This window comes from Alteromonas sp. ABV4_515, assembly GCF_056160345.1.
Window position 1 is genome coordinate 667,087 of the sequence record NZ_JBSWWZ010000002.1, and the last position, 13,863, is coordinate 680,949.

Annotated in this window: 11 protein-coding genes; 10 read left to right on the top strand and 1 reads right to left on the bottom strand. The window is 48.1% G+C overall.

The features are described 5' to 3' along the window. Positions 1 to 537: 537 nt before the first annotated feature. Positions 538 to 3,474, top strand: coding sequence for a TonB-dependent receptor (locus tag ACXAGX_RS07250; protein ID WP_474837451.1), 2,937 nt, complete (start codon positions 538 to 540; stop codon positions 3,472 to 3,474). Between the two features lie 232 nt (positions 3,475 to 3,706). Here the strand turns inward: ACXAGX_RS07250 and rpsT are convergent, their stop codons facing one another. Then, positions 3,707 to 3,967 (bottom strand): 30S ribosomal protein S20, encoded by a 261-nt coding sequence (gene rpsT, locus ACXAGX_RS07255; RefSeq protein WP_474824504.1) that lies wholly within the window; start codon positions 3,965 to 3,967, stop codon positions 3,707 to 3,709. 313 nt (positions 3,968 to 4,280) lie between these two features. Here rpsT and murJ point away from each other — a divergent pair, with 313 nt between their 5' ends. From murJ to ACXAGX_RS07300, 9 genes are all read left to right on the top strand, one after another. Further along, the gene (gene murJ / locus ACXAGX_RS07260; protein ID WP_474837453.1) at positions 4,281 to 5,840 is read left to right on the top strand and encodes a murein biosynthesis integral membrane protein MurJ; all 1,560 of its coding nucleotides are present in this window, start codon (positions 4,281 to 4,283) and stop codon (positions 5,838 to 5,840) included. A gap of 90 nt (positions 5,841 to 5,930) precedes the next feature. Further along, complete coding sequence (ribF, locus tag ACXAGX_RS07265; protein WP_474824506.1) at positions 5,931 to 6,857, top strand: bifunctional riboflavin kinase/FAD synthetase; 927 nt, start codon at positions 5,931 to 5,933, stop codon at positions 6,855 to 6,857. 60 nt (positions 6,858 to 6,917) lie between these two features. Further along, on the top strand, positions 6,918 to 9,737 hold the full coding sequence (gene ileS, locus ACXAGX_RS07270) for an isoleucine--tRNA ligase (protein WP_474837455.1): 2,820 nt from the start codon (positions 6,918 to 6,920) through the stop codon (positions 9,735 to 9,737). Further along, complete coding sequence (gene lspA / locus ACXAGX_RS07275) at positions 9,730 to 10,245, top strand: signal peptidase II (protein WP_070126659.1); 516 nt, start codon at positions 9,730 to 9,732, stop codon at positions 10,243 to 10,245. Before ileS ends, lspA begins: the two co-directional genes overlap by 8 nt. 16 nt (positions 10,246 to 10,261) lie before the next feature. Next, positions 10,262 to 10,717, top strand: coding sequence for an FKBP-type peptidyl-prolyl cis-trans isomerase (fkpB, locus tag ACXAGX_RS07280; protein ID WP_474837458.1), 456 nt, complete (start codon positions 10,262 to 10,264; stop codon positions 10,715 to 10,717). A gap of 11 nt (positions 10,718 to 10,728) precedes the next feature. Next, complete coding sequence (gene ispH, locus ACXAGX_RS07285) at positions 10,729 to 11,673, top strand: 4-hydroxy-3-methylbut-2-enyl diphosphate reductase (RefSeq protein WP_474837460.1); 945 nt, start codon at positions 10,729 to 10,731, stop codon at positions 11,671 to 11,673. A gap of 164 nt (positions 11,674 to 11,837) precedes the next feature. Further along, positions 11,838 to 12,455: a prepilin-type N-terminal cleavage/methylation domain-containing protein gene (locus ACXAGX_RS07290; protein WP_070126662.1), complete on the top strand. Its 618-nt coding sequence runs from the start codon at positions 11,838 to 11,840 to the stop codon at positions 12,453 to 12,455. Continuing rightward, positions 12,452 to 13,291, top strand: coding sequence for a PilW family protein (locus ACXAGX_RS07295; protein WP_474837462.1), 840 nt, complete (start codon positions 12,452 to 12,454; stop codon positions 13,289 to 13,291). Before ACXAGX_RS07290 ends, ACXAGX_RS07295 begins: the two co-directional genes overlap by 4 nt. Next, the gene (locus tag ACXAGX_RS07300; protein WP_474824512.1) at positions 13,291 to 13,863 is read left to right on the top strand and encodes a PilX N-terminal domain-containing pilus assembly protein; all 573 of its coding nucleotides are present in this window, start codon (positions 13,291 to 13,293) and stop codon (positions 13,861 to 13,863) included. The genes ACXAGX_RS07295 and ACXAGX_RS07300 overlap by 1 nt, the downstream gene beginning before the upstream one ends.

Genomic DNA, 13,863 nt, shown 5'->3' on the forward strand with positions numbered 1-13,863 from the left:
TTGAATGACGGATTAATGACAACAGCAAATGGCGTTATTATTTCTGATTTTTCAAATGATTCCTATTTGATTTTTTGTGGTGATTCATTTTTATTTTAGGTTTTAATTGTTGTTCTAAATTTAGTCTTTTAATTTTTTATGTATATTTATTTTAAATTTTGTTTAAGCTTGTTTTTTATATTTTTTCGTTTTTCATTAAAGTCTATAACCTTTACTTAAAATTTTCACTTTATTGATTTTAAATGATTTTTTCTTTTGTGGTAGTTTTATTTTAATCGGTTAAAAAATGCGCTTTATTTTTATTTATAGTTATTTTATAAATTATTAATAGTGAATTAGTTTTTTATTTCAAGCTGTTTTCTTGTTGTTTTGTCGATTATGTTAATTCAAAAATTGAACTTATTTGGATTGCTGTGTTAATTATTCGCCCCGTTTTAGTTGAGTTTAAAATTTAGCTTAATTAATAAACCAGGGGTACGCAGTTACTGTGTAAGAAATAACAACGAACAAACAATAAAGTTTCACAGGGAAACAATAATGAAAAAAAGCTTTTCCAATTCATTTAAGGGGTCATTTAAGGGTTCATTGACCGCCGTAGCCGTGGCGATGACCTTAAGTGCTTCTATGCCTGCCATGGCAGATAACGTTGACGGTGCTATCAAAGGTAGCGTTGTCTCAGCATCCGGCGGCTCGCTGGCAGGCGCAACCATTACCATTGCGGATCCATCAAAGGGTTATTCAAGAATCCTGGAAGCTGATGAAAACGGCGAGTTCAACCTCAATACCGTTCCCGTTGGTAAATATACTATTACCGTGTCAAAGCCAGGCTTCCAGCAAGCGCAAATCAATGACGTGATTATCGGTGTTGGTAAAACCGCTCAGCTATCTGTTCCTATGACAGAAGGTGATGTTGAGCACATTGGTGTGGTGGGTACGGCAATTCGTGCCGTTGATGTATCGTCTACAGAGTCATCGTTAAACATCAGTTCCGAAGAGCTTGATCTTCTTCCTATCGCTCGCTCAGTGACTTCTGTGGCCTTGCTTGCACCGGGTGCGACTGAAGGCGATAGCCGTTTTGGCGATCAAGCATCGTTTGGTGGTGCCTCTGTTGCTGAAAACGCGTATTACGTGAATGGTCTTAATTTGACCAACTTCCGAAATGGTCTGGGTGGTGCTACGATTCCGTTTACTGCTTATGATGGTTTCCAGGTTAAGACCGGTGGTTATTCGTCTGAGTTTGGTCGTTCAACAGGTGGCCTTATCTCTGCGGTAACTAAATCAGGTACTAACGACTTCCACTTCGGCGTTCAAACCATTTATTCTCCAGCGTCACTCACTGAGCAGGCACCAAACTCGGTTTACCGTCAGAACGATCGTTGTGGTGATGCTGATGGCCAGTGTATTGGCGATCTGTACGTAAACAACGGTGGTGATTATTCTCGTTCACTGGAAACGAATATTTATGCTTCCGGTGCACTGATTGAAGACAAACTCTTCTTCTATGGTATCTACACCGCCCGTGATAACGATACTCGTAACGATGATTCAGTGAGCACGCTGAGCGTAGAGAAAGATGATGACCCGTATTATCTGGCGAGAATCGATTGGAATATCAACGATGACCACCAGTTGATGTTATGGGGTTTCAGTGATAAACGTACGTATTCAGAAACCATTTACAACGATAGCAACGACGACGGCAACTTTGATGAACAAGGCGGTGTTGCTTACCATACCCGTGGTGGTGAAAGTTATGCGTTGCGCTATACCGGTAACCTGACTGATGATTTCAGTATGTCTGCTATGTACGGTGTGGTGAAGTTCTCAGAAACGGATTACTCAGATTTTGATGATTGTCCGGTTGGCTACGACGCAGATACTGCTTCTCGTACAACGTGTTATGTAACCACTACCGTTGGCGCAAATGAAGACAAACGTGAACAAATGCGTTTAGATTTCAATTGGTACGTGGGTGACAATCATACGTTGAAGTTTGGTTACGACTCTGAAACCAACACAGCAAATGCCGCAACGCTTAACTCGGGTGGCATCTACTACTACTACCGTACGTATGAAGCTGGTTCACAACTGCCTAACGGCTATGTGTTACCTGAAACCATGAAGACAACCCGCGTTCGTAACTATGAGAATATCGGCGAGTTTGAAGTAGAAAACTGGGCTATCTACATTGAAGATGAGTGGGCTGTTACTGATACCGTCACGCTGAACCTGGGTCTGCGTAACGACAGCTTCACCAACTATAATGCGGAAGGCGACGAGTTCGTATCTATCGATAACCAGATTGCACCACGTCTTGGCGCGTCCTGGGATATTAATGGCGACGGCGAAAGCAAATTATACATGACGGCAGGTCGTTACTATTTGCCTGTTGCTGCCAATACCAACATTCGTTTGGCAGGTGCAGAAACCTATATTCAAACTTGGTACGAGTATGAAGGTTTGAATGCAGACGGTACGCCAGTAGGATTAAGCAATCAGTTGGGTGATCCTGCTATCTCCAACGGCGGTGACGGTACTGCAAAAGCTTCTAACACCCTGGCGGATAAGAACCTAGACCCAATGTACAATGATGAAGTGATTGTTGGCTACCAGGCTCAAATTAATGATGACTGGTCATGGGGCATCAAGGCGACTTATCGCGATCTGGGCAACCAAATTGACGATGGTTCTTATATCTTTACTGATGAAGACGGAAACTACCTGGGTGAAAACTGGTTCCTGTTTAACCCGGGCAGTGGTGCCACTTTCAACTTCGACCTCGATGGCGATGGTGTTACTGAAGAGTATAGCTTTACGGCTGAAGAACTAGGTTACCCAGATGCTAAACGTCGTTACACTGCAGTTGATTTAACCATCGAAAAAACATGGGACAAAGTGTGGTCACTGAAAGCCTTGTATACCTGGTCGCACAACTACGGTAATACCGAAGGTTTTGTTAAATCTGATAATGGTCAGGACGATGCAGGCTTAACGCAGGATTGGGACTACCCATACCTGATGGATGGTGCGTACGGTAATCTGCCTGCGGATCGTCGTCACAACATCAAAGTTTACGGTGCTTTCGCTGTAACGGAAGACTTCCTGATTGGTGCTAACCTGAACATTGCTTCTGGTCGTCCATGGACTGCGCTGGGCGCCGGTTACACGCCAGATTCAGATCTTTACCAATACGGTGATACTTACTGGGTGGGTGACAAATACTTCCCACGTGGCAGCATGGGTACAACGCCATGGACTGCACGTTTAGACTTAAACTTCACTTACAATCTGCATATCCAGGACCAGAAAATCCGCTTTGCTGTAGACGTATTTAACGTCTTCAACGCATCCACAGCAACACGTTACAACGAAGTGGCTGAGATTGCGGCTAACGATGATAGTGCATCATTTGGCTTGGCGCAGACGTACCAAACACCGCGTCGCGTGCAGTTCACTGCATCTTACGATTTCTAATCTGACTTCGTAATTCGCTATAGCGATAAATAGAAAGCCTCTGCATTTTGCAGAGGCTTTTTTTTACATGTAGAAAACCATGAGGATATTTAACTAGCGATGACACGCGCTGGCATCCATTGGCAATCACTGCATTCAATGAACAGGGTCGAAGAGGGGAAGGGCTTTCTGATGCTGAATTTCAGACATAAAAAAAGCGCCTGCGGCGCTTTTTTTCTTCTCGTCAGATGTCTTACAGCGCTTTAATTTGCGCAGCCAGACGGCTCTTATGACGAGCAGCTTTGTTCTTGTGAATCAAACCTTTGGTTGCCATTCTGTCAAGAATCGGAGTAGCAGCTGCCAGTGCAGATTGTGCACCTTCTTTATCGCCAGCAGCGATAGCAGCAACAACTTTCTTGATGCTTGTACGAGTCATGGAGCGACGGCTGGCATTATGCTGACGACGCTTTTCGGCTTGAATTGCACGTTTCTTAGCAGACTTAATGTTAGCCAAGGTGTAACTCCCAAAATAAATACATGTCTAAAAAATAGGGTGCGGATTATGCTCATCCGGCGACCAAATGTCAAACTATTTTGCCCGACACCGCAGGAAAAATAGTTATTGAGATTGCGCAATAAAGGCATCCCCCGTGAGATGCGCGGATTATAGCAGGGCAAATGGGGGAATTCATCTGTCTGTCATGTTTTTTTCATGTTTAATTTAACACGCTGTTTCGACGTAGATTATTTAATCGTGGAGATTTCGCCTGACCCTTGCTTCCGTTATAGTGGCGGTCTGAATTTTTGCAGGTAAAAGCAGGGCGAGTGTGTCAGGAAAATTATTAAAATCAGGAATTATTGTGAGTGTCATGACGTTCCTGTCACGTATTCTGGGATTGGTCCGAGACGTGGTGGTGGCCAGGCTCATGGGAGATGGTGCGGCGGCCGACGTGTTTTTCTTCGCCAATAAAATACCTAACTTCTTGCGTCGCCTCTTTGCCGAAGGGGCCTTCGCCCAAGCCTTTATTCCTGTATTAACCGAAGTTCACCACGACGAAGACAAAGCGCAAATGCGTGCTTTTATTGCCCGGGTCAGCGGAACGCTGGGCGCGATAGTCTTTGTGGTAGCTATTGTCGGTGTTATCGCCTCACCAGTGTTAACGGCATTATTTGGTACCGGCTGGTTTATTGCCTGGCTGGAAGGCGAGGAGGCTGGGGATAAATTTGAGTTAGCATCAGTGATGCTGAAAATTACGTTTCCTTATCTGGCCTTTATTACCCTTACCGGATTGTCTGGCGCGATTCTCAACACAATGAATCGCTTTGCGGTGGCGGCTTTTACGCCAGTGCTGCTGAACATATGTATTATTGCCTGCGCCTGGTTTCTTGCGCCGGTATTTTCCCAGCCTGCGTTTGCCCTCGCCTGGGGCGTTTTCTTCGGCGGCATTGTACAACTGGCGTTTCAGATCCCCTTTTTGTACCGCGCAGGATTACTGGTTAAGCCGAAGTGGGGCTGGCATGACCCTCAGGTCGTCAAAGTACGCACATTAATGATACCTGCCTTATTCGGTGTGTCGGTGGGGCAGATCAACCTGCTGTTCGACACCTTAATAGCCAGTTTCCTGGTAACCGGCTCTATCAGCTGGCTGTATTACTCAGACCGTTTGTTGGAATTCCCACTGGGCTTATTTGGCATTGCTATCGCCACTGTCATTTTGCCCACGTTGTCCCGCAATCATGTGGCAAAAGATCCCGCGGCTTTTAGTGGCAATATGGACTGGGGTGTTCGTATGGTGTCGCTACTGGGCATTCCTGCTGCTGTGGGATTGGCTTTTATGGCAGAACCCTTGATGACGGTGATATTCCAGCGCGGCGAATTCAGCGTGGAAACCGCGAAAATGGCATCTTACTCATTGATTGCTTATGCCTGCGGCCTGATCAGCTTCATGTGGGTGAAAGTATTAGCGCCCGGGTTTTATTCCCGACAAGATACCAAAACGCCGGTGAAATTCGGCATCTGGTGCATGATTGCCAATATGGTGTTTAACCTGATTTTCGCCATTCCGTATGGTTATATCGGTCTGGCCATTGCCACCTCACTTTCCGCTACGCTAAACGCCGGCTTGTTATACGTTACCTTACATAAAATGGGGGTGTATCAGGCGTCGAAGGAAACCGTATTCTTCCTGGTAAAAGTGATACTGGCGAGTGTGGCGCTGGCGGCGGTGATTTTGTACTTCGATGTGGGCGATGCCTTTTATGACTTTGCGCTCACCGAGCAGATTTTTCACGTGGCACTGACAATTGGCTGTGCCGCTGCTGTATTTTTCACCATTTTGCTGATTCTGGGCGTTCGAATTCGCCACTTTAAGGCAATTGGCGGATAAACAGTGCGCAACGATTGGTATTACGTGGCGGGTCGTTTATAATCGCGAGCTTTGTAAATTAGCCTTCGGTGAACAGGAAACCTGCAGCAAGTGGAATTAATTCGCGGTCTTCATAATCTGCGCCCCGAACATAGTGGGTGTGTTCTCACCATTGGTAAATTTGATGGCGTACACCGTGGGCACCAGGCTGTGCTGGCGAATGTACATGAAAAGGCCCGACGTTTGGGGCTGCCATCCGCTGTAATGGTTTTTGAGCCACAACCAGAAGAACTGTTCAGCCCGGACACGGCACCGGCGAGACTGAGCACCTTACGGGAAAAATACCAGTTACTCAAAGAACAGTCGGTAGACCGTTTGCTGTGCGTTCGGTTCGATGAATATTTTGCCAGCCAAACAGCGGATACCTTCATTGAAGAATTGTTGGTTGAGCGTCTTGGCGTAAAATTTCTCGTTGTGGGAGATGATTTTCGCTTCGGCCGTGGTCGTCGCGGCGATTTCTCCATGCTAGAACGTGCCGGTGAAGCCATGGGCTTTGATGTGGTCAGTACGCAGAGCTTTATGGTGGATGATTGCCGCATAAGCTCTACCGCAGTGCGTGAAGTGCTCGCCAAAGGTGAATTTGAAAAAGCCGGTAACATGTTGGGACGACCTTTTGTTATCGATGGCCGGGTTGTGCACGGTGACAAGAAAGGTCGCACTATTGGCTTTCCTACTGCAAACGTATTATTGAAACGGTCCCGCCCGGCCATTAACGGCGTATTTGCGGTAACCGTGGATGTCCAGGACGAGCGTTTTTATGGCGTTGCTAACGTGGGCGCCAGGCCAACGGTGCAGGGCAAGCGCACCCAGTTAGAAGTGCATATTTTCAACTATACAGGCACCCTGTATGGTGAACAGATCAAGGTTTATCCGGTGAAAAAACTCCGTGATGAACAAAAGTTCGACTCTTTCGACGAACTGAAACAACAGATACAGCGCGATGCGGAAGCGGCAAAAGCCCTTTTCGGTATCGCCTGAGTTTTAAATCAAATTGTTGCGGGCAACTCGCAACGGCAGGTGGACGGAAATAACGAGTTTATGAGCGATTACAAACCGACATTGAATTTACCGGAAACGCCATTCCCTATGCGCGGTAACTTGGCGCAAAGAGAACCGGCGATGCTTAAAAGCTGGCAGGAAAAAGGCCTGTATAAGCAAATTCGCGAAGCAAAGGCAGGTAAGAAACCTTTTATTCTGCACGATGGCCCTCCTTATGCGAACGGTGATATTCACATTGGTCACGCGGTAAACAAGATCCTCAAGGACATTATCGTTAAAGCCAAAGGTATGTCTGATTTCGATGCGCCTTATGTGCCGGGGTGGGACTGTCACGGTCTGCCTATTGAACTGATGGTAGAAAAGAAAGTCGGTAAGCCTGGCGTAAAAGTGTCTGCCGCTGAGTTCCGTCAGAAGTGCCGTGAGTATGCGCAAAAGCAAATCGATGGTCAGATGGCAGATTTTATCCGTTTAGGCGTGTTTGGCGACTGGGATAAGCCTTATAAAACCATGGATTTCCAGTCTGAAGCCGACATCATTCGCGCGCTGGGCAAAATCGTAGACTCGGGCCACCTGGAGAAAGGCTTCAAGCCAGTTCACTGGTGTACAGACTGTGGTTCTGCATTGGCAGAGGCGGAAGTTGAATATAAAGATAAAGTTTCACCAGCTATCGACGTGAAATTCCCGGTAGCAGATACAGACGCCATTGCAGCTGCGTTTGGTATGTCTGCGAATGACTTAACTGCGCACAATGCATCAGCGGTTATCTGGACCACCACGCCGTGGACTCTGCCTGCTAACCGTGCCATCAGCCTGCACCCTGAACTGACGTACTCGCTGGTTGAACTTACCGGCGGAGACTGGATCATTCTGGCGGAAGATCTGGTTGAAAGCTGTATGTCCCGCTACAGCGTGGAAGACTACAAAACTGTTGCGACTTGTGTTGGTCAGGCGCTGGAAAAACTCACTGTTCATCATCCGTTCCTGGATATCACCGTGCCGTTTATTCTCGGCGAACACGTCACTACGGATTCTGGTACCGGTCTGGTGCATACAGCGCCTGCTCACGGTGTGGACGACTTCAATGTTTGCAAACAGTACGGCATTGAAGTGTACAATCCTGTGGGTAATAACGGTGTGTACAACGAGGAGACGCCGCTGTTCGCCGGCATGTTCGTGTTTAAAGCCAATAAGCCTATTATTGAGAAGCTGGAAGAAAACGGCAATCTGTTACTGAACGTGAATTACGAGCACAGTTACCCGCACTGCTGGCGCCACAAAACGCCAATCATCTTCCGTGCGACGCCGCAGTGGTTTATCAGCATGGATAAGAAAGGTCTGCGCAAAGCCTCACTGGAACAAATTGAAAAAACCGAGTGGATCCCAGAATGGGGTCAGAACCGCATTGAAAAAATGGTAGAGGGTCGTCCTGACTGGTGTATTTCCCGCCAGCGCACCTGGGGCGTGCCTATTCCTTTATATGTACATGGCGTTTCCGGCGAATTGCACCCACAAACTGATTCCATCATCGAAACTGTAGCAAAAGCGGTGGAAGAGAAGGGCATTCAGGCCTGGTGGGATCTGGACGATGCAGAACTGCTCGGTGCCGATGCAGACCAGTATGAGAAAGTACTGGATACCCTGGACGTATGGTTCGATTCAGGTGTAACCCATTATTTTGTGGTAGAGCGTCGCGGTGACCTTCCTGCCAGTGCCGACCTGTATCTGGAAGGTTCAGACCAACACCGTGGTTGGTTTATGTCTTCACTGATGACTTCAACTGCCATGTACGGCCACGCACCTTATAAAGAAGTGCTGACCCACGGTTTCACCGTGGATGCGCAGGGCCGCAAGATGTCCAAGTCTATCGGTAACGTGATTGCACCACAGCAGGTAACGAATAAACTGGGCGCTGACATTCTGCGTCTCTGGGTGGCATCAACAGATTATCGCGGTGAGATTGCGGTATCTGACGAAATTCTTAAGCGTGCTGCTGATGCCTATCGTCGTCTGCGCAATACTGCCCGATTCCTGTTGTCGAACCTCAATGGTTTCGATCCGAAAGCCGATGCGGTTGCCGCAGAAGATATGGTGGCACTGGATCGTTGGATTGTTGCCCGCACCGAAAAACTGCAACAGGAACTCATCGAAGCCTACAGTAATTACGACATGCTGGTGGTATCCCAGAAGCTGATGCACTTCTGTTCAATTGAGCTGGGCAGTTTCTATCTGGATATCATTAAAGACCGTCAGTACACCGCTAAGGGTGACAGCAATGCCCGCCGTTCCTGTCAGACCGCGCTGTACCACATCATTGAAGCACTGGTTCGCTGGATGGCACCAATCACCAGCTTTACTGCACAGGAAATCTGGGAAGCACTGCCCGGTGAGCGCAGCGAATTTGTGTTCACCGAAACCTGGTATGAAGGCCTGAGCGGTTTTGCCACCGAAGGTGCTTTCGACGACGCTTATTGGCACAAAGTTATGACGGTAAAAGATGCCGCTAACCAGGCCATGGAACAGGCCCGTAAAGACGGTAAGCTGGGTGGTTCACTGGAAGCCAACATCAAACTGTATGCTGATGAAGCGTTGCTTGATGTCCTTGGTAAGCTGGAAGACGAACTGCGCTTCGTACTTATCACTTCTGGCGTAGCGCTGGCACCGCTTGCTGATAAGCCTGAGTCTGCAGTAGCCACTGACGTGGATGGTCTGTTCATTGAAGTGGAAAAGAGCGCTGGCGAGAAGTGCGTGCGCTGCTGGCACCACCGCGAAGACGTGGGCAGCCACGAGGCACACCCTGAACTGTGTGGTCGCTGTGTGACCAACGTAGACGGCGAAGGGGAAACGCGTCAGTATGCCTAAATTACTCACCGATACCGGGCTGCGCTTTTTATGGATTAGCGCAGTGGTTATCGCGCTGGATTTGTGGAGCAAGTACGAAATTATCGGCAACATGGCATTGTCTGAATCTGTTGAGATCATGCCATTTTTTAACTTCACCTATGTGCGTAACTACGGTGCGGCGTTCAGCTTTCTTCATGACGCCTCAGGTTGGCAACGCTGGTTTTTCACCGGCATTGCTGTTGTGGTTAGCACAATTATCCTGTGGTGGCTGAAGCAGTCAGACAAACAGCAGCGTTTGCTGCCCGTGGCATTCTGCTTCATTTTGGGCGGTGCTATTGGTAACGTCTACGACCGGCTGGTACATGGTTTTGTAATTGATTTTCTTGATTTTTACGTGGGCTCCTGGAGCTGGCCTGCGTTTAATCTGGCTGACAGTGCGATTTTTATCGGTGCGGCCTTGCTGGTTTGGGACATGCTGACAAATAAAGACAGCAATAAATCGTCCGAACAAACCCGCGCAAAATAAGTGGTAGGAGCTTGTAATGACAGATAACGTGATCAATGAAAAATCTGAAGTGATTATGCACTTCGATCTTAAGCTAAAAGATGGTTCTGCCGCTGACAGCACGCGTCTGGCCAATAAGCCTGCAAAACTGGTTATGGGCGACGGTAGCTTAACGCCAAATTTCGAAGCTTGTTTGCTTGGTTTGATCAAGGGCGACAAAAAAGCATTCACACTGGCCCCTGAAGATGCGTTTGGTCATTCTAATCCGGACAGTATTCATCATATGGAACGCAGCCGTTTTAGCAGCGAACTCAAGCTGGAAGAAGGCATGATTGTGGCGTTTGCGCAACCAAATGGTGCGGAAGTCCCTGGCATTGTTCGCAGCATTGCGGGCGATTCTGTTACCGTAGACTTCAATCACCCGCTTGCAGGGCAAACAGTAATTTTTGATGTTGAAATTGTTGATGTGATCAACAGCGCTGAACAGGCGTAACGGAGTCAGTAATGCAAATTCATCTTGCTAATCCCCGTGGTTTTTGTGCTGGTGTCGACCGGGCTATTACCATTGTAGAGCGTGCGCTGGAAATGTTTAGCCCGCCTATCTATGTACGCCACGAAGTTGTTCACAATAAATTCGTGGTGGATGGCTTAAAAGACCGCGGCGCACTGTTTGTCGATGAGCTCAATGAAGTGCCTGATGACAGTATCGTGATTTTTTCTGCTCACGGGGTATCTCAAGCAGTGCGTCAGGAAGCAGAATCTCGTGGCCTGAAAGTGTTCGATGCCACGTGCCCATTGGTGACTAAAGTGCATATGGAAGTGACTCGCGCCAGTAAAACTGGCACCGAATGTATTCTTATCGGTCACGCCGGTCATCCCGAAGTGGAAGGCACCATGGGGCAATACGATAATCCGGAAGGCGGCATTTATCTGGTGGAGTCTTCTGACGATGTGGCAAAACTGGAAGTCAAAGACCCAGAGCATCTTTATTTTTGCAGTCAAACTACGCTATCGGTAGACGACACCGCAGACGTGATTGATGCGCTGCGCGAAAAATTTCCGGCCATTTCTGGCCCCCGTAAAGATGATATTTGTTATGCCACTCAGAATCGTCAGGATGCTGTTCGTGAACTGGCCAGTGATTGTGAAGTCTTGTTGGTTGTAGGAGCCACAAACAGCTCCAACTCTAATCGTCTTCGCGAGTTGGCGGAAAAGATTGGTGCGAAGGCCTACCTGATTGCGGATGAAACCTGTATTCAACAAGCATGGTTAGAAGGTGTGCAGCATATTGGTGTAACGGCCGGTGCGTCGGCGCCTGAAGTATTGGTTCAGCGTGTGGTTTCGCAACTCAAAGCATGGGGCGCAGAAACTGCATCTGAGCGTCCTGGACGCGAAGAAAACGTAGAATTTGCAGTACCTAAAGAGCTACGCGTAAAACAAGTTAGCTAAATAATTTTTCTGTTTTTCCCCTTCAACGGGGCGAATTTCGCCCCGTGAATTATACTATTCGATACCCATTACCCCCTGCTGATACTTATCAAACACCGCCCTTATTGTAGGATTATTGCGGGAAAGGTTTATTTTTCGGCAACTTCGACATAGGTATTCAGGTTATGCGTCAGCATACGTTGCAACAGCGTCAGTCTGGTGTGGGCTTCATTGAAGTCCTCATTACCCTGTTCGTGCTCGCTATTGGCCTGCTCGGCGTTGCTTCATTGCAGTTTGTTGGCTCATTTGCTAATCGCGATGCAATTAGTCGAACACAGTCTGAACTGGTTGCAGAGCAGGTAGCTGAACGCCTTCGGGCAGCCACACGTCCTGCGGTGGCTGGTGATGGCCTGGTGGTTAACAACGAATATTTTGTTGCCAACAATTATAACTTTGCAGAGCTTTCCTGCGGCTCTGATGATCCCTACGCTTGCCATTGTTTAGCGCGCCCTTCTGCCATACCAGACTGCGAAGGCGGAACGTGTAGTGAAGCGCAAATGGCGCAGTACGACGCGTGGTCATTGTCTTGCTCTGCAGTGCAGACCAACAAAACGATTACGCTTAATGTGAATTGTACCGACAGCAACGGCGGCGATACGGATACCTGCTCAGCCGGATCGCGCATTCACATCATACTCACCTGGCCAGTAACAAATTCTGCCAATCAGAAATACTCTCTGAATAATCGATGCAACGATACAAATACCAGTAATGCCTGCGTGGTTAAGGATGTCACCCTATGAACCAGCGCGGCTTTTCACTTGTTGAGTTAATGATTGCCTTGGTTTTAGGGCTAGTGATAAGTGGTGCGGTAATTCAAACCATGATCAGCTCCAGAGTCACCAACTCTCTTAATCAATCGGTGGGACAGGTGCAAGAGTCTGGACGTTTTATCATGGCGCGTTTCGGCCGCGAGCTGATGGAAGTAGGGCGATATGATTCTATTGTAACGACGGTTGATGGCACTGTGGATTCTGCGATTGAAGCCGCATTTGTACAAAATCGCCCCATCGGCCTGTCGGGAGACTATCTGTCTGATATCAACTTAGGGGCTAAACAAGGTGCATCAGGCGTCAGTGACGAACTGGTAGTAAATCAACTGGGCAGTGAAGACTGCACAGGCAATCGCTTTGGTTATCCTGATGGTACGCAATTTCATGTCGTTAACCGCTATTACGTTAATGACAACAAACTTTATTGCACCGGTTATGACGGCCGAGTGTTGAGGGGCCTTCGTGCTTCCGCTATTGCAAGTCGTTCGGTGATCCTGATGGATAACGTGGAAAGTTTTCAGGTGCAGTATGGGGTGACCGATTCGGTGACCACTTCACAAGGGCAAGCGGTGCGCTATGTGACTGCAAGCCAGTTACCCGCATTGCGAACAGCCGGGCGTCAGGCAGTGGCGATCAGGCTTGGAATTTTATTGATGAGCGACCGCTCTGAAGTCAGTCAGATTGCACCTCGTGACATCGCTGTATTGAATGAAGCCGCCATTGAAACCGATAACGATCGGTACTATCAGGTGTTTACCCAAACCCTGGCACTGCGCAACATGAAGAATTTTGTGAGGAGTCTGTGATGCACGTTAATGGTCGCCAGCAGGGAATGGTGCTTATTCTGGCATTGCTGGTGCTGATTTCTCTTACCATCTTAGGGGTCAGCGCAGTGTCATCCAGTCTTGGCCAAAATAAAATGGCCGTGACGATGCAGCGTTCAGGTATGGCCTTTGACGCCGCCGAAGCGGCGTTGGCCGGTGTGTTTTTCGAAGCTGAAGATGAAATTTTGCTGGTTGACCCGGCCAGAACCGATCCGCTTTCTGAGGCTCGACAAGCTGCAGTTTTCGACCCTGAAAACGATACCCTCATGTGCAATGACGCGCGCTGGACAACCCGCCGGGTAACCGCAGCAGGTTTGTCTGTTGGCGCAGAGCATACCAATACCGGCAACTATCAAAATGACATGCGCACTGACAGTTGGTCGCGCACTGCGTTTGTCCGTGAACAAGCTTGTCGCGGTTCGAGCAATGTCATTGGTGGCAGCAATGTAAACTGTCACGTTTTCGTGATTAAAGGATGTGGCGCAGTTGCCGAGCGAAACAGTGTCGTAGCCAATACGGTCACGGCTGCCGTTGTAGCCCCCGCATCGCAGTAG

Excerpts from the sequence above, each read along its gene's own strand:
- ACXAGX_RS07295 (WP_474837462.1), top strand. The coding sequence starts at position 12,452 with ATGAACCAGCGCGGCTTTTCACTTGTTGAGTTAATGATTGCCTTGGTT.
- fkpB (WP_474837458.1), top strand. The coding sequence starts at position 10,262 with ATGACAGATAACGTGATCAATGAAAAATCTGAAGTGATTATGCACTTC.
- ACXAGX_RS07300 (WP_474824512.1), top strand. The coding sequence starts at position 13,291 with ATGCACGTTAATGGTCGCCAGCAGGGAATGGTGCTTATTCTGGCATTG.
- ispH (WP_474837460.1), top strand. The coding sequence starts at position 10,729 with ATGCAAATTCATCTTGCTAATCCCCGTGGTTTTTGTGCTGGTGTCGAC.
- ACXAGX_RS07290 (WP_070126662.1), top strand. The coding sequence starts at position 11,838 with ATGCGTCAGCATACGTTGCAACAGCGTCAGTCTGGTGTGGGCTTCATT.
- ileS (WP_474837455.1), top strand. The coding sequence starts at position 6,918 with ATGAGCGATTACAAACCGACATTGAATTTACCGGAAACGCCATTCCCT.
- ACXAGX_RS07250 (WP_474837451.1), top strand. The coding sequence starts at position 538 with ATGAAAAAAAGCTTTTCCAATTCATTTAAGGGGTCATTTAAGGGTTCA.
- lspA (WP_070126659.1), top strand. The coding sequence starts at position 9,730 with ATGCCTAAATTACTCACCGATACCGGGCTGCGCTTTTTATGGATTAGC.